The sequence below is a fragment of the Pseudomonas reinekei genome (genome assembly GCF_001945365.1).
Classification (GTDB): domain Bacteria; phylum Pseudomonadota; class Gammaproteobacteria; order Pseudomonadales; family Pseudomonadaceae; genus Aquipseudomonas; species Aquipseudomonas reinekei.
The window spans coordinates 369,135-390,412 of the sequence record NZ_MSTQ01000006.1 but is presented as its reverse complement, the minus strand read 5'-3'; the positions used below and the strand labels follow the sequence as shown (position 1 = coordinate 390,412).

20 protein-coding genes are annotated in these 21,278 nt (G+C 61.3%); 11 read left to right on the top strand and 9 right to left on the bottom strand.

Annotated elements, in window-relative coordinates:
* The 4 genes from BVK86_RS13125 to dinG form a co-directional block, all read right to left on the bottom strand.
* Positions 1–1,092 (bottom strand): OmpA family protein, encoded by a 1,092-nt coding sequence (locus BVK86_RS13125; protein WP_075946827.1) that lies wholly within the window; start codon positions 1,090–1,092, stop codon positions 1–3.
* A 115-nt stretch (positions 1,093–1,207) separates the two neighbouring features.
* Positions 1,208–2,353, bottom strand: a complete 1,146-nt coding sequence (locus BVK86_RS13120; RefSeq protein WP_075946826.1) for a serine hydrolase domain-containing protein — start codon at positions 2,351–2,353, stop codon at positions 1,208–1,210.
* A gap of 120 nt (positions 2,354–2,473) precedes the next feature.
* On the bottom strand, positions 2,474–4,975 hold the full coding sequence (locus tag BVK86_RS13115) for a beta-agarase (protein WP_075946825.1): 2,502 nt from the start codon (positions 4,973–4,975) through the stop codon (positions 2,474–2,476).
* A 96-nt stretch (positions 4,976–5,071) separates the two neighbouring features.
* Entirely contained in the window at positions 5,072–7,216 is a 2,145-nt protein-coding gene (gene dinG, locus BVK86_RS13110; protein ID WP_075946824.1) for an ATP-dependent DNA helicase DinG, read from the bottom strand.
* A gap of 99 nt (positions 7,217–7,315) precedes the next feature.
* On the opposite strand from dinG, the gene BVK86_RS13105 reads away from it, so the two are divergent.
* Complete coding sequence (locus tag BVK86_RS13105; RefSeq protein WP_075946823.1) at positions 7,316–7,780, top strand: CopD family protein; 465 nt, start codon at positions 7,316–7,318, stop codon at positions 7,778–7,780.
* A 122-nt stretch (positions 7,781–7,902) separates the two neighbouring features.
* On the opposite strand, the gene BVK86_RS13100 is transcribed toward BVK86_RS13105, so the two are convergent.
* The 4 genes from BVK86_RS13100 to BVK86_RS13085 all read right to left on the bottom strand — a co-directional run bounded on the left by BVK86_RS13100 (position 7,903) and on the right by BVK86_RS13085 (position 10,578).
* Complete coding sequence (locus tag BVK86_RS13100) at positions 7,903–8,661, bottom strand: collagen-like triple helix repeat-containing protein (protein WP_075946822.1); 759 nt, start codon at positions 8,659–8,661, stop codon at positions 7,903–7,905.
* Positions 8,654–8,932: a DUF1145 domain-containing protein gene (locus BVK86_RS13095; protein ID WP_075946821.1), complete on the bottom strand. Its 279-nt coding sequence runs from the start codon at positions 8,930–8,932 to the stop codon at positions 8,654–8,656. The genes BVK86_RS13100 and BVK86_RS13095 overlap by 8 nt, the downstream gene beginning before the upstream one ends.
* 146 nt (positions 8,933–9,078) lie before the next feature.
* The gene (locus tag BVK86_RS13090) at positions 9,079–9,792 is read right to left on the bottom strand and encodes a PA1041 family peptidoglycan-binding anchor lipoprotein (protein ID WP_075946820.1); all 714 of its coding nucleotides are present in this window, start codon (positions 9,790–9,792) and stop codon (positions 9,079–9,081) included.
* Between the two features lie 90 nt (positions 9,793–9,882).
* A complete protein-coding gene (locus tag BVK86_RS13085; RefSeq protein ID WP_075946819.1) occupies positions 9,883–10,578 on the bottom strand; it encodes a PA1041 family peptidoglycan-binding anchor lipoprotein in 696 nt (231 codons plus the stop codon).
* 190 nt (positions 10,579–10,768) lie between these two features.
* On the opposite strand from BVK86_RS13085, the gene BVK86_RS13080 reads away from it, so the two are divergent.
* From BVK86_RS13080 to BVK86_RS13065, 4 genes are all read left to right on the top strand, one after another.
* On the top strand, positions 10,769–11,266 hold the full coding sequence (locus BVK86_RS13080) for a DUF6231 family protein (RefSeq protein WP_056856134.1): 498 nt from the start codon (positions 10,769–10,771) through the stop codon (positions 11,264–11,266).
* 4 nt (positions 11,267–11,270) lie between these two features.
* Positions 11,271–11,747, top strand: a complete 477-nt coding sequence (locus BVK86_RS13075) for a YchJ family protein (protein WP_075946818.1) — start codon at positions 11,271–11,273, stop codon at positions 11,745–11,747.
* Positions 11,748–11,865: 118 nt separating this feature from the next.
* Entirely contained in the window at positions 11,866–12,351 is a 486-nt protein-coding gene (locus tag BVK86_RS13070) for an LEA/WHy family protein (RefSeq protein WP_075946817.1), read from the top strand.
* A gap of 5 nt (positions 12,352–12,356) precedes the next feature.
* Positions 12,357–12,557 carry an SEC-C metal-binding domain-containing protein gene (locus BVK86_RS13065; RefSeq protein ID WP_034146774.1) on the top strand — a complete coding sequence of 67 codons (201 nt, stop codon included), beginning with the start codon at positions 12,357–12,359 and terminating at the stop codon, positions 12,555–12,557.
* 102 nt (positions 12,558–12,659) lie between these two features.
* On the opposite strand, the gene BVK86_RS13060 is transcribed toward BVK86_RS13065, so the two are convergent.
* On the bottom strand, positions 12,660–13,217 hold the full coding sequence (locus tag BVK86_RS13060) for a cysteine hydrolase family protein (protein ID WP_075946816.1): 558 nt from the start codon (positions 13,215–13,217) through the stop codon (positions 12,660–12,662).
* Between the two features lie 138 nt (positions 13,218–13,355).
* On the opposite strand from BVK86_RS13060, the gene BVK86_RS13055 reads away from it, so the two are divergent.
* The 6 genes from BVK86_RS13055 (at position 13,356) to BVK86_RS13030 (ending at position 21,276) form a co-directional block, all read left to right on the top strand.
* A complete protein-coding gene (locus BVK86_RS13055) occupies positions 13,356–15,806 on the top strand; it encodes a penicillin acylase family protein (RefSeq protein WP_075946815.1) in 2,451 nt (816 codons plus the stop codon).
* A gap of 135 nt (positions 15,807–15,941) precedes the next feature.
* Positions 15,942–16,976 carry a ligase-associated DNA damage response exonuclease gene (locus BVK86_RS13050; protein WP_075946814.1) on the top strand — a complete coding sequence of 345 codons (1,035 nt, stop codon included), beginning with the start codon at positions 15,942–15,944 and terminating at the stop codon, positions 16,974–16,976.
* Positions 16,973–18,661, top strand: a complete 1,689-nt coding sequence (locus BVK86_RS13045; protein ID WP_075946813.1) for an ATP-dependent DNA ligase — start codon at positions 16,973–16,975, stop codon at positions 18,659–18,661. Before BVK86_RS13050 ends, BVK86_RS13045 begins: the two co-directional genes overlap by 4 nt.
* Positions 18,662–19,001: 340 nt before the next feature.
* Complete coding sequence (locus tag BVK86_RS13040) at positions 19,002–19,784, top strand: transporter substrate-binding domain-containing protein (RefSeq protein ID WP_075946812.1); 783 nt, start codon at positions 19,002–19,004, stop codon at positions 19,782–19,784.
* Between the two features lie 56 nt (positions 19,785–19,840).
* Positions 19,841–20,569 (top strand): ABC transporter permease, encoded by a 729-nt coding sequence (locus tag BVK86_RS13035; protein ID WP_075946811.1) that lies wholly within the window; start codon positions 19,841–19,843, stop codon positions 20,567–20,569.
* A complete protein-coding gene (locus BVK86_RS13030) occupies positions 20,566–21,276 on the top strand; it encodes an ABC transporter permease (RefSeq protein ID WP_075946810.1) in 711 nt (236 codons plus the stop codon). The genes BVK86_RS13035 and BVK86_RS13030 overlap by 4 nt, the downstream gene beginning before the upstream one ends.
* Positions 21,277–21,278 lie beyond the last annotated feature (2 nt).

Sequence of the window (21,278 nt, the reverse complement as noted above, 5' to 3'; positions counted from 1 at the left end):
TCACTTCTTTGTGGAATCGGCGGCCGCGACTTTCTTGGTGTCGGCAGCGGCTTTGGCCGGTGCAGTCTTTTTCGCCGGAGTCGCTGTTTTAGCCGGGGTCTTCTTGGCCGCGGCTTTCTTGGCCGGTGCTTTTTTCGCGGCAGGCACTGCAGCCTTCTTCGCGGCCGGGGCCGGGGTTACAGGCTTGGCGACCGGTTTGATGTCTTGGGCAGCCACCAGGGTGACTGGCGCCGGAGCCGGCATGTTGTACTTGCTCAGCAAGGCGACCATGGTGTTTTGCGGGGTCACCAGCAGTTCCACGCGACGGTTCAAGGCGCGCCCTTCAACGCTGTCGTTGGCCGCACGCGGCGCTTCACTGCCCATGCCGCGCAGCATCAGGCGATCACGTTGCAGGCCGCTGAGACGGAAGATCGCGGCGACCGCTTGAGCACGTTCCTGGCTCAACTTGACGTTGGCCGGCGCTGCGCCCGAGGTATCGCTGTGGCCCAGTACCAATACGGCCGTCTTCGGATCGACTTCGAGGATTTTCGCGACACGGGTGAACGGACCGAGGGTTACCGGTAACAACATGGCCGGGCGATCCGGGTTGAACGAGCCTTCGACCGGCGCCGTCACCACCAGTACGTTTTCACGGCGCTCGAGTTGCAGGTTGCTGTCCTTGATCGCGGCACGCAGGCGCGGTTCGTAGTCGTCAAGCCAGGCCTGGGTGACTTTCGGATCAGGCATCGGCACGACTTTGGCGGTGCTCTGCTCTTTGCCACCGAACGGCCACCACCACTTGCCACCTGCTTCGGCATCGGCCTTGGCGACAGCGGCGGGTTTGGCTTCAGGTTTGACTTCCGCTTTGGCAGCCGTTTTGCTCGCGTCGTCATCGGAGCCGAACGGCCAGTACCAGGGGCTGGTGCTTTCAGTCTTGGCCACCGGAGCGCTGGCGGCAGGTTTCAGCGGGGCCGGCGCAGGATCTTTCGCGGCAACTTTGTCGGAAGAGCCAAACGGCCACCAACTGCCGCCGTCTGCATCATTTTTAGGATTCTGTGCGCAACCGGTAATAGCGAAGCACAGTGCCAAAGCGAGGGTGGGTTTGGTTGACATTGGATATCCACAAAAATGAAGTCATAAAAAAATCAGGCCGGATTGGCCCGCATAAACAGACGCTTTGAAACTGAAAAGGCTGTTGGGTTCCAGCTCCCGGAACCCTCAGCAGGTTTTACAGACAAGTGGCCAGTACCCGCACAAGCTTTTGTGCGCGCGGATCCATCAAGACGTACGGCCCCAGTGTATTTGTCACGAAACCGAAAGCCACATCGTGCTCCGGGTCAGCAAAGCCGATGGAGCCACCGGCGCCCGGATGCCCGAACGCTCGTGGGCCCAGGCCGAATGTTGCGTTGGCCACATCCGGTTGATCAAGCATGCAACCCAGACCAAAACGGGTACGGGTCAGCAGCGTCTTGTCCTCGCCGAGGCTGTGCTCGCGGGTCAGTTCGTCGAGCATTTCGCTTTCCAGCAGGCTGCCGTCGAGCAAACCGGCGTAGAACCCGGCCAGGCTGCGCGCATTGCCATGGCCGTTGGCCGCCGGTTGCTGCATGCGCCGCCATTCCGGCTTGTTGGTGCTGGTCAGCACCGAAGGCGGGTTGGTGAACGCTCGGGTGGTCATGGCCGTGGGCTCACGCATCGTCACTTGCAACAGGCGCTGGGCGGCGGCATCGCCGACGTTGCCCTTGCCGCGGGCGATGTGCGCCACGCGATGGAATTCTGCATCGGCCAGGCCGACGTGGAAATCCAGACCCAGCGGCTTGGCGACCCGCGCCATAATAGATTCACCCGGACCGCGCCCGTCGGCCCGGCGCAGCAATTCGCCAACCAGCCAACCGTAGGTGATGGCCGCATAACCGTGGCCCTCACCCGGCGTCCACCAGGGCGCTTCGGCGGCCAGGGCGTCGACCATGGTCTGCCAGTCATAAAGCGCTTCGGGCGCCAGCAACTCACGCAATGCCGGCAAGCCGGCCTGATGGCAGAGCAGTTGGCGCAGGGTCACGGTTTCTTTGCCAGCGGCGGCAAATTCAGGCCAGTAACGGGCAACCGGGGCATCCAGTTGCAACTTGCCTTCGGCCACCAATTGCAAGGCGGTGACGGCGGTGAAGGTCTTGGTGCAAGAGAACAGGTTGGCGATGGTGTCGCTGTGCCAAGCCTCGGCACCATCCTTGTCAGCGGTGCCGGACCAGAGGTCGAGCACGGTTTCACCGCCAATTTTGATGCACAACGCCGCGCCACGTTCCTGGGGATCGTCGAACAATGCCGCGAACGCTTCGCGCACTGCCTCGAACTTAAGCTCGTAATGACCCTGAATCTGCACCCGCAACTCCCCGGAAAAACGTTCTGTAAAGTGGGCCGCATTGTTCCAGCCCTTGAGGGTTTTGGGAACAGGGGCAGGCTGGGCGGTCAGGTCAACTGAAGGCAGCCTGCGGCAACCGCTTTAATGGCCTTTGCCAGAATGCCCACCAGCCCCCTTCCCCGGTCCTTTACCGGCACTGGCCTCTCGGCCACCCTCAGCGTCATGACTGACTTTGTTCGCCTCGGCTGCTGCCTTCTCGGCGTCCCTGGCCAACTGATCAATGGCCGAGAGGTTGCTCTTGCGCACGCTATCGACAAAACCCTGGAACGGCAGATCGGTAATCCCCACCAGACCAAAATGCCCATTTTCACCATCCAGCAGACGCCCGGTCACCGGTTGATCGAGGTATTGGAACCAGTGCACCCCGACGATAGACGGCTCGTTCAACGCCTGTTTGAGGAAGTTCGCGTAAGCCGGGCCACGATCTTCTTCCTTCGCCAGCTGCGTCACGCCGCCCCAGAACGGACCGCGATCGGTCGAGCCGAAGTTGAACTCGGTAATCAGCACCGGTTTATCCAGGCTGCGCAGTTTGGCGAAGTCGTAACCGTCCTGCGGTTGCAGGGTGTACAGGTTGAAGCTCAACACATCGCAATATTGGGCGCAGGACTCGACGGCTTCCGGGGTGCTGATGGCAAAACGGCCGCCGAGCAACAATTGGTTCGGCGCGTGCCACTTGAGCGAGTCGGAAATGGTCTTGAAGTAGGTGTCGGCGAAAACCTTCTGGAAGTATTTGAAGTCAGCCTCGATTTCCGGGTGCTCGGCGCTCGGCAGCGGCGGCACGAAACCCGGGTCTTCCATCAACTCCCACGCTGGCAGATAAATGCCCCAGGCCTTGGAAAGGCCCGCCTGATTGCGGTACTTGTCGCGTAACTGCTTGAGGAACGCACGTTTGGCCGGCACGTCCGTGGTCATTTTCAAGGTGCCGTACGCCAAGGCATAACGGGCTGTCGGGTCATCGCCGGGACCGGCCCAGGCCAGTTCGTTGTCGGCGTAGTAACCGATCAGCCATGGATCGTCGCGATGATCACGGGCGGCGATGGCCACGGCGCGTTCGGTGGCCATGGCAAATCGCGGGTCGAACGGGTCAGGCATGCCGCCCCACCAGTCGCTGCCGGTGCTGATGCTGGCGTAATCGCCGACAATAGACAGCGGTAACGTGTAGGGCACTCGGTCAGCATTGGCCAGTGCCGGCGCGCTCCAGTTGCCCACGGTGTTGAAGCCCCAGGCTTGCAGACGGTCGAGGGTGTGACCGGTCCAGCGTTCTTCGTCAAAGGCCACTTTGCAGGGTTCGACAGGTGCTGGCTCGACGGTTTTAGCGGCGCTCGCGTCGCTGGCATCGGTTCTGGCCGCTTCGGCAACACCCGATTCGGCATTCGATGGCACCACCGGTTGCTCGGCGGCTTTTTCTGCCGTTGCCTCTACCGCGTCAGCCTTGGCGGCTGCGGCAACACCGGCCTTGGTGTCGCTGCCCCGTGCGCAGGGGTCGCCGTACAGGCGCTGCAAGTTGGCCCCGTAAAAGTCGTACCAGCGACCGAAGCTGAAGCCACGCCCCTGATCGGCACCGTTGCCGCCGCGGTTATCCCCTTCGCCGAAATGGCTGGCCAAAGGCTCCTCAGCCTTGGGCAGGGATTCGAACATCCACTCGCGGCCGGCGATGTACGTCTGGTTGACGTCTGCTGCAACCGTGTTGACCCCCAGCGAATAAAACGGATGCCCTTGCGGTGTCACCAGATACCAGCGGCCGTCGCGCTTTTCGGTCCGGAAAAAACCGCTGGCCTTGAATACCGGGCCTTTGGTCCAGCCGCCGAACTTGTCCAGTGAAGACTTCTCGCGCTCGGCCAGCCAGGTTTTCAGCTGTTGCTGCTCCTTGGCGGCGGCGCTTTTCAGTTGTTCATCGTTACTGACTTTCTCAGGCCATTTGGCCCGGGTCGATTGACCGTAAGCATCCACCAGGCCGCCATACACGGCTTGGATGACGGCCTCGCCATCCTGCACGCCAAAGCGCTCCAACAAGATGCTCTGGGCCACTTTCGGTTGATCCATCGACACGCTCACCGACACCACCTGGCGGCGATCCAGCTCACCGGCGCTGCTGGCCAACAGAATGCGCTGGCCGTCGACGGTCATCGGCATCGGCGGGCCGGCTTTCATGCCCTGGCTCAGCGGCGACGTCGGCTGCAGCGGCACCAGCAGGGTTTGCGCCGGACCGGCCGGCAGATCGACACGGCTGACCAGTGTCTTGCCATCGTTGCTCTGGATGGTCACGTACAGGGTCACGGCCCAGTTCATTGCGCTCTGGATGCGCAGGCTCATCACCCCCGATTGCGACCAGTCCCAGGCCCCGGTCTGCGGGGTCAGGCGCAGGGTCGGCCTGGCGACCGGGTTGAAGGTCACCCGGCGCAACACTTCGCCCTCGGGGGTTTGCTCGGCGTTGGATTGCGGCAGGCTGGCGTCCTGAGTCGCCACCTGGACCACGTCGGCGGGGCGTACAAAGTTGAACAGCGTCTGCTGCCCGGCGGGAGCAGCCAGCAAAGGCGTTGCGAACAACAGGGCAAAAACAGCAGGCAACGAACGGCGAATCATGAGAACGAAATTCTCCCTAACGACCTTCAATGGGCCAGTGGAAAAGCGATGGCTGAAAGATAGACAACACGGCGGGCAAAACTGCCCACCGGTGTTTCAGGAAATTTCACGTCGGAAAGGAGGCAACGCATTGAGGATCGCTTTTCCGTAGCGCTGGGTCACCAGACGCCGGTCGAGCAAAGTGATGGTGCCGCGGTCTTCTTCGGTACGCAGCAAGCGCCCACAGGCCTGAACCAGCTTCAACGAGGCGTCCGGCACCGAGATTTCCATGAACGGATTGCCGCCTCGGGCTTCGATCCATTCGGCCAGTGCCGCTTCGACCGGGTCATCCGGCACCGAGAACGGAATCTTGGCGATGACCACATGCTCGCAATAGGCACCGGGCAAGTCGACCCCTTCTGCAAAACTGGCCAGGCCGAACAACACGCTGGAATTACCACCATCAACCCGCGCCTTGTGCTTGTTCAGGGTTTCCTGTTTCGACAGGTTGCCTTGAATGAACACCTGTTTGCGCCAGTCGCGGTCGAGGCCGTCGAACACGTCCTGCATTTGCTTGCGGGACGAGAACAGCACCAGCGTACCGCGCGAACCTTCGACCAGGTCCGGCAGATCGCGGATGATCGCAGCGGTGTGCGCGGCCGCATCACGGGGATCGGCGTTGAGGTTCGGCACCCGTAACACACCGGCATCAGCGTGATGGAACGGGCTCGGCACCACGGCGGTGACGGCTTTCTTCGGCAGGCCGGCGCGCATGCGGAAGCGGTCGAAGGTGCCGAGGGCAGTCAGGGTCGCGGAGGTCACCAGCGCGCCGTAGGCCACGTTCCACAGATTGCGTCGCAACATCTCTGCCGCGAGGATCGGGCTGGCGTTAACCTCGATGTCGAACAGCGAACCGCTTTCGGCCAGGGTCAACCAACGGGCCATGGGCGGGTTGTCTTCCGGGTCTTCAGCGGTGAACGCGACCCACAACTCCCAGTTGCCCGAAGAACGCGACAACAGGCTGCCGAACAGTGGATACCATTCTTCGGCCTGGTTGCTGGCGATGCCGATGTTGACCTCGCCGTCCATGCCTTCCTTGAGCAATTCGGTCAGGCGCGTGAACAGGTCAGTCAGGCGGGCAAAGCCTTTCTTCAATTCGGTGCCCATCTCGCGCATGTGCTCGGGAATCACCCCGCCGACGAACCGATGACGCGGGCGTTCGCGCCCTTCGACGTCTTCGCCGGGCTTGAAATCGGCGACCTGTTCGCAGGCGGTGAACATGAACTGTTGCTGGGTCTTGATCTCCCGCGCCAGTTCCGGGACCTGCTCGATGAGCTTGCCCAAATCACCCGGCAACGGATGCTGGGCCAGCAGCTTGGTGAGGTTTTTCGCGGTGGTTTCCAGCCAGTCGGCGGTGGAACGCAGGCGCGTGTAATGAGCGAAATGGCCGATGGCCTTGTCCGGCAGGTGGTGACCTTCGTCAAACACGTAGATGGTATCGCGCGGGTCCGGCAGCACGGCGCCGCCACCCAAGGCCAGGTCAGCCAGCACCATGTCGTGGTTGGTGACGATCACGTCGACCTTACCCATGCCTTCGCGGGCCTTGTAGAAGGCGCACTGGCCGAAGTTGGGGCAATGGCGATTGGTGCACTGGCTGTGATCGGTGGTCAGGCGCGCCCAGTCGGCGTCTTCGAGCGCGGTGGACCAACTGTCGCGGTCGCCGTCCCATTTATTACCGGCAAGCTTCTCGATCATGCTGGTGAACAGTTTCTGACTGGCCTCATCGACCTCGATCTTGAAGCCTTCTTCTTCGAACAACTGCGCCGTGGCGGTTTGCGCGTGACCTTCCTGGAGCAACATGTCGAGCTTGGACAGGCACATGTAGCGCCCGCGGCCCTTGGCCAGGGCGAAGCTGAAGTTCAGCCCGCTGTTGCGCATCAGGTCGGGCAAGTCCTTGTAGACGATCTGCTCTTGCAGGGCGACGGTGGCCGTGGCGATCACCAGGCGCTTGCCCGCGGCCTTCGCCGTCGGGATCGCCGCCAGGCTGTAGGCCACAGTCTTGCCGGTACCGGTACCGGCTTCCACCGCAACAATAGCGGGGTCGCCACTGCGCCGGCCTTCATCGTCGGTGTCGATGTCACCGAGGACCTTGGCAATTTCGGCGATCATCAGGCGCTGGCCATAGCGCGGCTTGAGGCTCTTGGCTTCGAGAAAACGCGAGTAGGCGCCCTGGATCGTGGTTTTGAGTTCAGTGCTGATCATGGATTGTCGGGCGCAAAAAACGCTGGATAAATTTTCAGTGGTTCGGTTCGGCGGCTATCATACCCCGCTAATGAATCCCGCGCAGAACGGAGTACCCGAATGACCGCTTTTAGCCTCGTTTATAGCCTGCATGTCCTCGCCGCACTGGTGTGGGTGGGCGGCATGTTTTTCGCCTGGATGGTCCTGCGCCCTGCGGCGGTCACGGCACTTGAGGGACCCGCCCGCCTTAAGCTGTGGGTGGAAGTGTTTCAAGGTTTTTTCCGCTGGGTCTGGGGCGCGGTGGTGCTGCTGCCCGTCAGCGGTGTGGTCATGCTGAATATGAATTTCAATGGCTTTGAACACGCGCCGCGCTACGTGCAGGTGATGATGGGCTTGTTTGTGGTGATGACGGCGCTGTTTATCCGGATTCAGGCGTTGCTGCTGCCGGAACTGCGCACGGCCGTACAAGCGCAAGACTGGCCGGCGGGCGCTGCGGTGCTGGGACGGATTCGCCGCTTGGTGGGAATCAATTTGCTGGTGGGGTTGGTGTTGGTGGCGATTGCAGCGGTCAGGCCAATTTTTTGAGCTGACAGAGCACTGGTGGCGAGAGAGCCTGCTCCCGCTGGACTGCGCAGCAGGCCATCTTCTGGGGCCGCTTCGCGACCCAGCGGGAGCAAGCTCCCTCGCCACAGGGGTCGTCGGGATTCTTATAAGCGCTGTACTGTCACAGAGCCCGCCGCTCCGGCAACTCCCGGTTGCCCGTCCGCACCCGGCTTGCCGCTTTTGCCGCCATCGGTTTTATAGATCAGACACCCCTTGGCCTTGCCGCCTGCCCCCGGTTTTCCACCAGGCCCGGCCAGGCCACCTGCACCACCGGCGACCTGAACCTTGATCTGTTCTGCCGGGTAATCACGCGACACCGCCAGCTTCACCAGCGCTCCCGGTGCGCCTGGCTGACCGTCACTGCCGTCGCTGCCATCGGCACCTCGGCCGGCCTGACCCCAGGTGCAGCCCGGGGCCTGACCATTGGCGCCGTCGAGGCCGACGAAGCCCGGCGCCCCCGAACCACCGCGCGCATCGACGAACAATTGCGGGGCATTGAGGGTTTTGATCTGCAGATTCAGGTTGCGCCCGGAGCGAGCGGCTTTCTGATAAGTGCCCGGCGCGCCGCGTGCGGTAATCTGGCTGCCTTCGGACAATTCGGCACGGCTGACTTTCAGTTCCAGGGCCTGTTCGCTGGGCACGATCGCGATCCGCGCATCACGGCCCAGGTGCAGTTCGCCGACGGTCACCTCGGTCACGTTCGAGGGAATCAACAAGGTGCCGTAGTCCGCCACTTCCAGGCGTTCCAGCTGCAAGGTGCTGGTGGTGTTGGGCAGGCGCATCAGCGAGTTGGTTTCCACGCTCACCACCTGAGCACAGGCCAGTGGGCTGATGAGTGCGGCGAGCAGACAGAGTTTACGCATGGGAAGCCTTAGATGCGGTGGGAGCGGGGATGGTTTGCAGGTGGAAAACGCCGAAAATGACAATCTTCAGACGATCACGCCAAGGGTGCGCGCGGCCTTTGAGGCTGCGGTTGCAGAGTAGCGCTTCAAGCAGATGGAGGATCGCCAGAACACCGCCGGACAGGGCGACCAGCAGGTGCAGCGGATGGACAAATGGCATGAGCTGATTGACCAGCACCACCAGCCAGAACAGCAGGGTCAACAGCTTCCCCAGCCCCCAGATCACCTTCATACGCCCCTCGATGAGAATTATTGTTTGCGCGCACAGTAACGGCTTCCACGCGGGATAAGCCAGAGGGTGAGCAAAAATTCTTCATGAAGATCGCCGAATGGCCGTCGAACGCGGGCAATCCGCGCTCGACAGCTCTAATTAGCGGCTCAGCGATTGATGTGCAATTCCACGCGACGGTTTTTTGCGCGGCCTTCTTCGGTTTCGTTGTCGGCCACCGGCTGGCTTTCACCCTTGCCTTCGCTGGTGAGCTTGTTCGGCGCTACGCCCTGGCTCAGCAGGTACTCCGCTACGCTGCTCGCGCGACGTTCCGAAAGGCCTTGGTTATAGCTGTCCGAACCCACGCTGTCGGTATGGCCGATCACCTTGATGCTCACCACGTCGGCGTCCTCCAGTTTGCCCATGATCGCGTCAAGTTCGCTTTTCGCGGTCGGGGTCAGGTCCGACTTATCGAAGCCAAAGAACACGTCATTGCTCAACGTGATGACTTCAGGGGCCGCAGGTTCGGCCGGTTTGACGCTGGCCGGGTATTGCGGCAGCGGGCAACCGTGATGTTCCACAGGGGTGTTGGCCGGGGTGTCGGGGCAGCGATCTCGGCGGTCAAACACGCCATCGTCGTCTTCGTCACCGTCCTGGGCGTAACAGATCAAACCACCGGTCAAAATACCGAGTGCCGCTCCACCGGCCGCCCAACCGCTACTTTCGATAGCGCCAAGGCCACCGCCGACCAGTCCGCCAAGGAGGCTGCAGATCGGCCAGGTACGTTGATTGAGGGGGGCAGTGCCATCACTGTGGGTAGCGCAACCGGTCAACAGGCTGCCCAGCAGCAGAACCGGCAAGACGGTCCGTGTGAGATTGCTCATTTTTGGAAGCTCCTGTGTCACCGGCCAATGCCGGTTACACAGGAGTAAAGACCCGCATCCGCGACTGCACAAGCCGCGGATGCGAGGGACCTAGCGGTTGATTTTGATTTCCGTGCGACGGTTCATCGCGCGGCCATCAGCCGTTTTGTTTTCGGCAACCGGCTGGCTTTCACCGGCACCGGATACAGACACGAAGCTGCTGCGTGGTACGCCTTCCTGGATGAGGTATTCAACCACCGAGTGGGCGCGTCTATCCGACAGTTTCTGGTTGTAGGCATCGCTGCCCACGCTGTCAGTGTGACCGGTTACCGTCAGTTGGGCGTTTGGTGCTTCCCCTTTCAAGCGAGTGGCGATCTTGTCGAGCACTGCTTTGTCAGACTGGGTCAGCGTGGCTTTGTCGAACTGGAAGTGGACATCACGAATGACAATGGTTTCTTCCTTGACCACCACCGCTTCTTCAACCACTGGAGCAGGTGCTGGTGGTGGGCAGCCATCGGCATCGACCTGAACGCCTTTAGGCGTGCCCGGGCACTTGTCGCGGCTATCCGGCACACCATCGCCGTCTTCGTCGCCATCACCGTGAACCCAGCAATAGGCTGCTGCCGTACCACCCACCACCAAGGCGCCCCAGCCAGCCCACGACGAGCTTTCGGTCGCGCCGAGACCCGCACCTACGACACCGCCGACGGCCGCACAGGTCGGCCAGTCGGTTTTCTGCAAACCTGCACAACCAGTCAACACACTGGTTAGCAGAACCAGGGGTAATGCTGTCCGAACTATGCTCATCTAGTTTTCTCCTTAAGGATCGGCTTAGAACCGATTCAGGGAGTAAAGACCCGAGTTTAATTCTCCGCCAGCAATACGCCATTGCAGTTTTCTCCCGTGTTCACGGCAGATCGTCACTTTTCGGCAAAAGCCGCTCTAGGCTCGAACTTGCGGGCAGGCTAGTCTTGGCGCATCTGATTGAGGAACTTCGATGATTGCAGCTATTTCTTCGCGCACGCCGCAACAGGCGCTGGCCGCTTTGCTGGATCGCTACGCTCCGGCGCGTCTGCTGTTGATTGGCGCCAGCGAATTCCCGGCGCTTGAAGCCTTCAAGCTCGCACACCCCGACAGCTGCGTGGCGCATGCGGCGCCCGGCGCGTTGCCGGCCGAGCTGGCGGCGCGCCGGTTTGATCTGGCGCTGGTGGTCGATTGCCTCGAACACTTGCCCAAGCGCGATGGCCTGAACCTGCTCGGCGGCATCCGTAACCTCAATGCCAGTCGCATCGCTGTCCTGGCCGACTTACCGGCCAGCGGCTGGCAGGAGACCGATTTTTTCTCCCTGGCCCTGCAAGCCAGCGAGCGTTTCCAGCGCGACGAGCAGGTGCTGACCCTGTTCACCTATGATCTGCTTGACTACAAACAAGTCCCCGACTGGCTCAATTCGCGTTTCTGGGCCAATCCGGAAAACTTCGGGAAATACTGGTGGTAACGCAATGAGTACATCCATTTGCCCTTGCGGCAGCGGCACCCTGCTCGACGCCTGCTGCGGTCATTACCATGCCGGTCACCCGGCGCCATGTGCCGAAGCCTTGATGCGCTCGCGCTACAGCGCCTATGTGCTGGGCCTGATCGATTACCTGGTGGCGACCACCCTGCCCGCCCAGCAATCAGGGCTCGATCGGCAATCGATCAGCGACTGGAGCGCCCAAAGCACCTGGCTGGGTCTTGAGGTGGAAAGTTCGGAAGTGCTCGGCGGTCAGCCGGAACACGCTTTCGTGACCTTTACCGCGCGCTGGCACGACGGCACCGGCGAACACAGCCACCGCGAACGCTCGTCATTCGTGCAGAACGCCGGCCGCTGGTACTTCATCGACCCCACCGTCGCACTCGACATCGGGCGCAACGATGCCTGTCCTTGCGCGAGTGGGCAGAAATTCAAGAAGTGCTGCTCGGGGTATTTCGGAAGCTGATACAAGGTCAAAAGATCGCAGCCTTCGGCAGCGCCTGCGCAGATTGCGCGGGCTTGCAGGCGCTGCCGAAGGCTGCGACTTTTAGCGGCTAGACTGTGGTTCAAGGAGAACCACGACCATGATCACCCGGCGAATCGCACTTTGTCTGCTCACGGCAGCCCTGTTTCTCGGGCTCGGCGGTTGTGCGTCCTGGTTCAGCAGCGATGAGCCGGAGCCCGAGGTGCACCTGACCCGGGTGGAAGTGGTGCGCGCCAAACTGCTGGAGCAGCGCTTCGTGCTGCACTTTCGCATCGACAACCGCAGCGAAAGCGAACTGACCGTGCGCGGCCTGGAATATCGTATTCACCTGGGCGACATCCTGCTGGCCGATGGCGAACATGAACACTGGATCACCATCGGGCCCAAGGCCAGCCGTTCGTACAAGGTGCCCATCCGCACCAACCTGTGGCCCAAGGTCAGGGACCTGGTCAAACAGCTGAAAAACGCCGAGCAAGGCATTCCCTATCGTCTCGAAGGTGAAATGGAAACCGGTTTATTCATCGCCCACTACGTGCACCTGACGCGTAATGGCGTGATAATCCCCGCCGATCTAATTCCGGAGTAACCCCGATGACCCAGCAACCCCATGTCCATGGCCCTGACTGCAACCACGATCATGACCACCATGATCACGACCATGGCCATGTCCACGGCCCGAACTGCGGCCACGCCCACCAGGAACCGGTGCGCAACGCCTTGAAAGACGTTGGCCGCAACGACCCTTGCCCATGCGGCAACGGCAAGAAATTCAAGAAGTGTCACGGCGCTTGATGGGTTAACCCCATCCCCCTGTAGGAGCCGGCTTGCTGGCGATCAACGCAACGCGGTTTGCCCGACACACCGCTTCGCTGGCAATCCAGCTCCCACAGGTTTTCAGTCAGCCGTGAGAATCTGCGTGGTATCGACCACCGTCGCATACTCCCCCTGCAAATTCCCCAGCGACATGCCGTGCACTTCCTCTGCAGAACGGGCATGACCGAAAAAATCGGCCTTGTCGAAGGTAAAGCATGCGTCGTGCACCACCCACGTCTCAAACCCCAGATTGCCTGCCGAGCGCGCCGTGGACTCTACCGAGTTGTGGGTCGCCACGCCGACAATGACCACCTGCGCGATCCCCGCCTCGCGCAACAGGCTCTCCAGTCCGGTGGAACAAAACGCGTCTGGCACCTGTTTCTGAATCAAATGCTCACCAGGCAACGGCTGAAATCGTTCCTGAAACTCCACACCCGATTGCTGCGGCCAGAACACCGAGTCTTCCGAGCGGGACAAGTGCTGGACATGAATGACCGGTCGCTCGCTGCGGCGCCAATGCCTCAATAATTCGAGCATGCGCTCCTCGGCCTGAGGATTGTTCCGAGGGCCGAGCCTGGGGTGCAGGATGCCCTTCTGTTGATCGATGATGATCAATGCCGCGTTTGCCATTAGCGCCATACCGACGTATCTCCCTGACCATTGGTCGCTGAACTTATCAGACAAATCCTGAAATAACCTTGTAGCCCGCTTGCGCGGCCACCTCCCGCTCACTAACGTAGCGGCTTTACTGACGCTACCCCCCGCAGGAGCTTTGCCATGGCCTCGCCAGCCCTCATACATTTTCTACCCCGGTTCGGCGTTGCCGCAGCAGTCGCGGGGGTTTTGAGCCTGACTGGTTGTCAGAGTTTCAATGCCCAGGACACCCTCCCGCCGACCACCGGCGTACAGCCGCTAAAAGGGTTGGCGCAGAACGTTTCGGTGCGTCGCAACACGATGGGCATGCCGCTGATCGAAAGCAGCACATTCCACGATGCGCTGTTTACCCTCGGTTATGTGCACGCCAGCGATCGCATTACGCAAATGGTCACCCTGCGCTTGCTGGCTCAGGGCCGACTGGCGGAAATGCACGGTGCGGATTTGCTCGACGCCGACCGCTACATGCGCGCCGTCAATCTGAAGAAAAGCGCCGGTGAACTGTACAAAGCCTCTTCGCCGCGCCTTAAACGCTTCTTTGAAGTCTATGCCCGCGGGGTCAACGCCTACCTGTTCCGATTCCGCGACAAGCTGCCGGCCGACTTGGTTGCCAGCGGCTACAAGCCTGAATACTGGAAGCCGGAAGATTCAGCGCTGATTTTCTGCCTGTTGAACTTCAGTCAGTCCGCCAACCTGCCGGAAGAAATTTCCTCGCTGGTCCTCGCGCAAACCGTCACCACCGACAAACTGCCGTGGCTGACGCCGTCCGCTCCCGACGAAAAACTGCCATCGGCTGAAAGCGACAAGCTGCAAGGCATCAAGCTCAACGGACAGATCCCGGGGTTGGCCGACCTCAGCAAAGCCACGGGCCAGCTGTCCGACTTGAACCTGCTGGGCGCGATTTCCTCGAACAACTGGGCGATTGCCCCCTCGCGCAGCCGCAGCGGCAAAAGCCTGCTGGCCAGCGACAGCCATGGCCCGATGGGCGTGCCGTCGCTCTATAGCTACGTGCAGATTCGCGCGCCGAAGTATCAGGCGTCCGGCGTGACCATCGCCGGCTTGCCCATGGTGCTGGGTGGCTTCAACGGCAAAGTGGCGTGGAGCACGACCACCGTCATGGGTGACAACCAGGACCTGTTCCTGGAAAAAATCCGCCGCCAGGGTAACGGTCTTGCCTACGAATCCAACGGCAAATGGCAACCGGCGATCGTGCGCAACGAAACCTACTTCGTCAAAGGCCAGCGGCCGATTCGCGAAGCGGTGTACGAAACGCGCCACGGCCCGCTGCTCAACAGCGTACAAGGCCTGGCGCAAGGCAGCGGTTTCGGCCTGGCCTTACAGACGCCGAACTTCACCGACGACAAATCCCTGGACGCGTTTTTCGACCTGTCCCGCGCGCAGACGGTCGAGAAGGCTTCCGACGCCAGCCGCGAGATCCGCGCCATCGCACTGAACCTGGTGTTCGCCGATGCCAGCAATATTGGCTGGCAAGTCACCGGCCGTTACCCGAACCGCCGCGAAGGCGAAGGCCTGCTGCCCTCGCCGGGTTGGGAGGGTCGTTACGATTGGGACGGCTACGCCGACCCGATGCTGCACCCGTACGATCAGGACCCGGCGCAAGGCTGGCTTGGCACCGCCAACCAGCGGGTCATTCCCCATGGCTACGGCATGCAGCTGTCCAATTCCTGGTCGGCACCTGAGCGTGGCGAGCGTTTGGCCGAACTGGCCGGCGTGGGCAAACATGACACCCGCAGCCTGATCGCCATGCAGTACGACCAGACCACCACCTTCGCCGCCAAACTGAAGAAAATGTTCGAAGCGCCGGGCATGGCCCAGCCACTCAAACAGGCCATCGAGGCCCTGCCGGTGGCGGATCGCGGCAAGGCGCGCGAGGCGTTGACACGCTTGATGGCCTTCGACGGCAAACTGGCCCCGACGTCCACCGACGCGGCGATCTACGAACTGTTTCTGCAGGAAAGCATGAAACAGATCTTCCTCGATGAATTGGGGCCGCAAAGCAGCCCGGCCTGGAACGCCTTCGTCGCCAACGGCAGATTGTCCTATTCCGCCCAGGCCGATCACTTGCTGGGCCGCGAAGACAGTCCGTTCTGGGATGATGCGCGCACCGCGCAGAAAGAAGACAAACCGGCGATTCTCGCCCGCAGCCTCGCCGCGGCCATTACCGCCGGCGACAGCCAGTTGGGCGGCGATCACAAGGCCTGGCAGTGGGGCAAACTGCACCGTTATGAATGGAAGAACGCCAGCGGCCAGACCGTGCGCGGCCCCGTGCCGGCCGGCGGCGATCACACCACGCTCAATACCGCTGCGTTCGCCTGGGGCCAGGACTTCAACACCACGCTGGCCCCGGCCATGCGCTTTATCGTCGACTTCGGCCAGCCCGAACCGCTGATGGGCCAGAACGCCACGGGCCAGTCCGGCAACCCCGCCAGCCCAAGTTACCTGAACAACATCGATCCGTGGCTCAAGGGTCAGTATCAGAGCCTGCCGATGCAACCGCAGAACTTTGACAGGGTGTACGGGACCAAGCGCTTGACCCTGACACCGGGCAAGTAAGGTCACCACCGCAACAATGCGGGAACGAGCAGGCTCGCTCCCGCATTTGCAATGTCGCGCCCCCATTGAACCCGATAGAACTTCTTTCCTCGTGCCAGCCTCATAGCTAACAAGTCCCACCACCCCGGCAATGCCATGGATCTTGTCATCGCGCGTCCCGAAGGCCTGTACTGTCCCGTTGGCGATTTCTATATCGATCCGTGGCGGCCGGTCGAGCGTTCAATCATCACCCACGCCCATGGCGACCACGCGCGCATGGGCAACCAACATTACCTGGCAGCGGCGCCCGGCGAAGGGATTCTGCGCTCTCGCCTTGGCCAGGGCATCAATTTGCAAACGCTGGCCTATGGCGAGCGCTTGCTGCATCACGGCGTCACCCTGAGTTTTCACCCCGCCGGCCATGTGCTCGGCTCGGCACAGGTCCGCCTGGAATACCGTGGCGAAATCTGGGTCGCTTCCGGTGATTACAAAATCGAACCCGACGGCACCTGCACCCCGTTCGAACCGGTGCGCTGCCACACCTTTATCACCGAGTCGACATTCGGCCTGCCGATTTATCGCTGGCAGCCCCAGGCGCAAGTCTTCGACGAAATCAATCAGTGGTGGCAAGCCAACGCGGCCGAAAAAAAAACCAGCGTGCTGCTGTGCTACGCCTTCGGCAAAGCCCAGCGCATTCTCCACGGTATCGATGCCAGCCTCGGCCCCATAGTGGCCCATGGCGCGGTCGAGCCACTGAATCGGGTTTACCGGGAAGCGGGGATTCATCTGCCCCCCACGATCTACGCCGGCGACATCGAAAAAAACGATCCCGTGCTGCGCAAAGCGCTGGTCATCGCCCCGCCTTCAGCAGGCGGCAGTACCTGGATGCGCCGCTTTGGCGATTTCAGCGATGGCTTCGCCAGCGGCTGGATGCGTCTGCGTGGCAGCCGTCGGCGACGCGGGGTGGATCGCGGCTTCGTGCTCTCCGATCACGCAGACTGGCCCGGCTTGCTCTGGGCGATTGAGCAGAGCGGCGCGCAACGGGTGATGGTCACTCACGGCTCTGTCGCGGTGCTGGTACGGCACCTGTGCGAGCAAGGCCTCGACGCCCAGGCCTTCGATACCGAATACGGCGACGATGAAGAAGAACCGCTGGCCGCCGAACCCGCGCTCGTCGAGGCACGGTCATGAGGGCATTCGCCGAGTTGTACGCCGAGCTCGATGCGACGACCTCAAGCAACGCGAAACTGGCGGCGATGCAACGCTACTTTACGCAAGCCGCACCGGAAGATGCTGCGTGGGCGGTGTACTTCCTGTCCGGTGGACGGCCCCGGCAACTGGTGCCGGTGCGTCTTCTGCATGAGCTGGCCGTGACGCATTCGGGGCTGTCGCCGTGGTTGTTCGAAGAGAGTTATCAGGCCGTGGGCGATCTGGCGGAAACCATTTCGCTGATCCTGCCCGAGGCACCCCACGTGTCCACCGACGGGCTGACCGCGTGGGTCGAAAACAAGCTTCTGCCATTGCGCGGCGAATCGCCTGATGTGCTGACCCGGCAACTGCCCGAACTCTGGTCGCAACTGGACCGCACGAGTCTGATGGTCTGCATCAAACTGATCACCGGCAGCTTTCGCGTGGGTGTCTCCAAATTGCTGGTTACCCGCGCGCTCGCGTCCATGGCGCAACTGGACAGCAAACGCGTGGCGCAACGGCTGGTGGGCTACACCGATCTGTCGAATCGCCCGAGCGCCGCCAGTTACTTGAAACTGATCGCCGCCGAATCGGCCGATGAACATGCCCAGCGAGGCGGTCAGCCTTATCCGTTTTTTCTCGCCCACGCTCTGTCGCAACCGGTCGAACAATTCGACGCGTTGCTTGGCCCCGCCAGCGATTGGCAGGTGGAATGGAAGTGGGATGGCATCCGCGCCCAAGTGGTCAAGCGTGCCGGCCAATTGTGGGTCTGGTCGCGGGGTGAGGAGTTGGTCACCGAACGCTTTCCCGAACTGGGAAACCTGCTTCACGGCCTGCCTGACGGCACGGTGATCGACGGGGAGATCGTGGTCTGGAAAAGCGCTCAACCGGATACCGACGACGCCTTCAACCCACACTCGCCGACCGCCCCCGCCGTGCAACCTTTTGCCCTGCTGCAACAGCGAATCGGTCGGAAAACCCTCAGCAAGAAAATGCTCAACGATATCCCGGTGGTTATCCTCGCGTACGACTTGCTGGAATGGGCGGGCGAAGACTGGCGCAATCAATTGCAGGCGCAGCGGCGTGTGCAGCTGGAGCAGGTCATTGCCCGCTGTAATCACCCGGCATTACTGGCGTCGCCGCTGCTGACCGGCGATGACTGGTTCGACCTCGCCCGCCAGCGCGAGGCCTCTCGCCGCCTCGGGGTCGAAGGCATGATGCTCAAGGCTCGCGACGCACGCTATGGCGTGGGGCGAACCAAGGATGTGGGCGTCTGGTGGAAATGGAAGGTCGACCCGTTCAGCGTCGACGCCGTCCTGATTTACGCGCAACGCGGTCATGGCCGCCGGGCCAGTCTTTTCAGCGACTACACCTTCGCCGTCTGGGACGGTCCGCCCGATGCCAGCGAACGTACGCTGGTGCCCTTTGCCAAGGCCTATTCAGGACTGACCGATGCAGAAATGCGGCAGGTCGACAGCATCGTGCGAAAAACTACCGTGGAAAAGTTCGGTCCGGTGAGCAGCGTCAAACCGAGCCTGGTGTTTGAGCTGGGCTTCGAGGGGATTGCCCTGTCCAAGCGGCACAAAAGCGGGATTGCGGTGCGCTTTCCGCGGATGCTGCGCTGGCGCCAGGATAAAACCGTCGATGAGGCCGACCATCTCGGCACCTTGCAGGACCTGCTTGCCTGACCCGCCCCCCTGTGGCGAGGGAGTTTGCGCCCGCTGGGCTGCGAAGCGGCCCCAAAACCTATTCACGCGATGCCTGATCGATGTTGCGTACGCCTGCTGCGCAGCCGAGCGGGAGCAACCTCTCTCGCCACAGGCTCTTTTGTCTATTCGAACCGAAAAGGTGCAGGCTTCCCACGCTGCCCATTTTCGTGCACTAATCCCCTCCGGCAATTTCCCGCGCGCCTTTTAAACGCTTGTTCGGCACTCTGGTTCGGAAATTGCTACTTTCATTAGGTCTTACGCTTACCAGTAACAATAATTCTGCGCCACAAGCGCTCATATTGGTTTTAGGGAATAAATAATGAAAAAAGCATTGCTGACCCTTTCTGCACTGGCGTTGTGCATGGCCGCTGGCTCCGCCATGGCAAAGGAATACAAAGAATTGCGTTTTGGCGTTGATCCTTCCTACGCACCGTTCGAGTCGAAAGCGGCCGACGGCAGCCTGGTGGGCTTCGACATCGATCTGGGCAACGCAATCTGCGCCGAGCTGAAGGTCAAGTGCAAATGGGTCGAAAGCGATTTCGACGGGATGATTCCTGGCCTCAAGGCCAATAAATTCGACGGTGTGATCTCTTCGATGACCGTCACCCCGGCCCGTGAAAAAGTCATCGACTTCTCCAGTGAGCTGTTCTCCGGCCCAACCGCCTACGTGTTCAAGAAAGGTTCCGGCCTGAGCGAAGACGTCGCTTCACTGAAGGGCAAAACCGTCGGCTACGAGCAAGGCACCATCCAGGAAGCCTACGCCAAAGCCGTTCTGGACAAGGCTGGCGTGAAAACCCAGGCCTACCAGAACCAGGACCAGGTGTATTCGGACCTGACTTCCGGCCGTCTCGACGCTGCGATCCAGGACATGCTGCAAGCCGAACTGGGCTTCCTGAAGTCGCCAAAAGGCGAGGGCTACGAAGTCAGCAAGCCGGTCGACAGCGAACTGCTGCCAGCCAAGACAGCGGTCGGTATTAAGAAAGGTAACACCGAGCTGAAAGCACTTTTGGATAAAGGTATCAAAGCGTTACACGATGATGGCACCTACGCCACCATTCAGAAGAAACACTTTGGCGATCTGAATCTGTACAGCGGCAAATAATGCCCGGCGCCCATCTCGCGATGGGCGCTTTTTTCATCCGATCAGGTTGCTGATTTATGTTCGAAAACCTCCTGCAAACTCTGGGGCTCTCCGCCTTCAGCCTTAAGGGCTTCGGTCCTTTGCTGATGGAAGGCACCTGGATGACCATCAAATTATCGGCGATGTCGCTGCTGGTGGCCGTGTTGCTCGGCCTGCTCGGCGCCAGCGCCAAACTGTCCAAAGTCAAACTGCTGCGCCTGGTTGCCCAGTGCTACACCACGCTGATTCGCGGGGTGCCGGACCTGGTGCTGATGCTGTTGATTTTCTACAGCCTGCAAACCTGGCTGACGTCGCTCACCGACTACATGGAATGGGAATACATCGAGATCAACCCGTTCAGCGCCGGGGTTCTGACCCTGGGCTTCATTTACGGCGCGTATTTCACCGAGACGTTCCGCGGCGCCATCCTTGCAGTGCCGCGCGGCCAGGTCGAAGCAGCCACCGCCTACGGCCTCAAGCGCGGCCAGCGGTTTCGTATCGTGGTGTTCCCGCAGATGATGCGCTACGCCCTGCCGGGTATCGGCAACAACTGGATGGTGATGCTCAAGGCCACTGCGCTGGTGTCGATCATCGGTCTGGCCGATCTGGTCAAGGCTGCCCAGGATGCGGGTAAAAGCACCTATCAACTGTTCTACTTCCTGGTGCTCGCTGCGCTGATCTATCTGCTGATCACCAGTGCCTCCAACTTCATTCTGCGCTGGCTCGAACGCCGCTACGCCGCCGGGACCCGCGAGGCCGTAAGATGATTGAACTCCTGCAGGAATACTGGAAACCCTTCCTCTACACCGACGGCCAAAACATCACCGGCCTGGCCATGACCCTGTGGCTGCTCAGCGCGTCGATTTTCATCGGGTTCATCGTCTCGATCCCGCTGTCCATCGCCCGGGTTTCACCGCACTTCTACATTCGCTGGCCGGTGCAGTTCTACACCTACCTGTTCCGTGGCACGCCGTTGTATATCCAGTTGCTGATCTGCTACACCGGGATCTACAGCCTCGCCGCCGTGCGGGCGCAACCGGTGCTCGACAGTTTCTTCCGCGATGCGATGAACTGCACCATCCTGGCGTTTGCCCTGAACACCTGCGCCTATACCACGGAGATTTTCGCCGGGGCGATTCGCAGCATGGCCCACGGTGAAGTCGAAGCAGCCAAGGCCTACGGGCTGACCGGCTGGAAGCTGTATGCCTACGTCATCATGCCTTCGGCACTGCGGCGCTCGTTGCCTTACTACAGCAACGAAGTGATCCTGATGCTGCACTCGACCACCGTGGCGTTCACCGCGACCATCCCGGACATCCTGAAAGTCGCCCGGGACGCCAACTCGGCGACCTTCCTGACCTTCCAGTCGTTCGGCATCGCCGCGCTGATCTACCTGACCGTCACCTTTGCACTGGTTGGAATGTTCCGTCTCGCCGAACGCCGATGGCTGGCCTTCCTTGGGCCGACCCACTAGGA

Coding starts and splice junctions, on each gene's coding strand:
- BVK86_RS13035 (WP_075946811.1), top strand. CDS start 19,841: ATGTTCGAAAACCTCCTGCAAACTCTGGGGCTCTCCGCCTTCAGCCTT.
- BVK86_RS13115 (WP_075946825.1), bottom strand. CDS start 4,975: ATGATTCGCCGTTCGTTGCCTGCTGTTTTTGCCCTGTTGTTCGCAACG.
- BVK86_RS13075 (WP_075946818.1), top strand. CDS start 11,271: ATGAGTACATCCATTTGCCCTTGCGGCAGCGGCACCCTGCTCGACGCC.
- dinG (WP_075946824.1), bottom strand. CDS start 7,216: ATGATCAGCACTGAACTCAAAACCACGATCCAGGGCGCCTACTCGCGT.
- BVK86_RS13105 (WP_075946823.1), top strand. CDS start 7,316: ATGACCGCTTTTAGCCTCGTTTATAGCCTGCATGTCCTCGCCGCACTG.
- BVK86_RS13095 (WP_075946821.1), bottom strand. CDS start 8,932: ATGAAGGTGATCTGGGGGCTGGGGAAGCTGTTGACCCTGCTGTTCTGG.
- BVK86_RS13045 (WP_075946813.1), top strand. CDS start 16,973: ATGAGGGCATTCGCCGAGTTGTACGCCGAGCTCGATGCGACGACCTCA.
- BVK86_RS13125 (WP_075946827.1), bottom strand. CDS start 1,092: ATGTCAACCAAACCCACCCTCGCTTTGGCACTGTGCTTCGCTATTACC.
- BVK86_RS13070 (WP_075946817.1), top strand. CDS start 11,866: ATGATCACCCGGCGAATCGCACTTTGTCTGCTCACGGCAGCCCTGTTT.
- BVK86_RS13065 (WP_034146774.1), top strand. CDS start 12,357: ATGACCCAGCAACCCCATGTCCATGGCCCTGACTGCAACCACGATCAT.
- BVK86_RS13040 (WP_075946812.1), top strand. CDS start 19,002: ATGAAAAAAGCATTGCTGACCCTTTCTGCACTGGCGTTGTGCATGGCC.
- BVK86_RS13055 (WP_075946815.1), top strand. CDS start 13,356: ATGGCCTCGCCAGCCCTCATACATTTTCTACCCCGGTTCGGCGTTGCC.
- BVK86_RS13050 (WP_075946814.1), top strand. CDS start 15,942: ATGGATCTTGTCATCGCGCGTCCCGAAGGCCTGTACTGTCCCGTTGGC.
- BVK86_RS13090 (WP_075946820.1), bottom strand. CDS start 9,792: ATGAGCAATCTCACACGGACCGTCTTGCCGGTTCTGCTGCTGGGCAGC.
- BVK86_RS13080 (WP_056856134.1), top strand. CDS start 10,769: ATGATTGCAGCTATTTCTTCGCGCACGCCGCAACAGGCGCTGGCCGCT.
- BVK86_RS13030 (WP_075946810.1), top strand. CDS start 20,566: ATGATTGAACTCCTGCAGGAATACTGGAAACCCTTCCTCTACACCGAC.
- BVK86_RS13060 (WP_075946816.1), bottom strand. CDS start 13,217: ATGGCGCTAATGGCAAACGCGGCATTGATCATCATCGATCAACAGAAG.
- BVK86_RS13100 (WP_075946822.1), bottom strand. CDS start 8,661: ATGCGTAAACTCTGTCTGCTCGCCGCACTCATCAGCCCACTGGCCTGT.
- BVK86_RS13085 (WP_075946819.1), bottom strand. CDS start 10,578: ATGAGCATAGTTCGGACAGCATTACCCCTGGTTCTGCTAACCAGTGTG.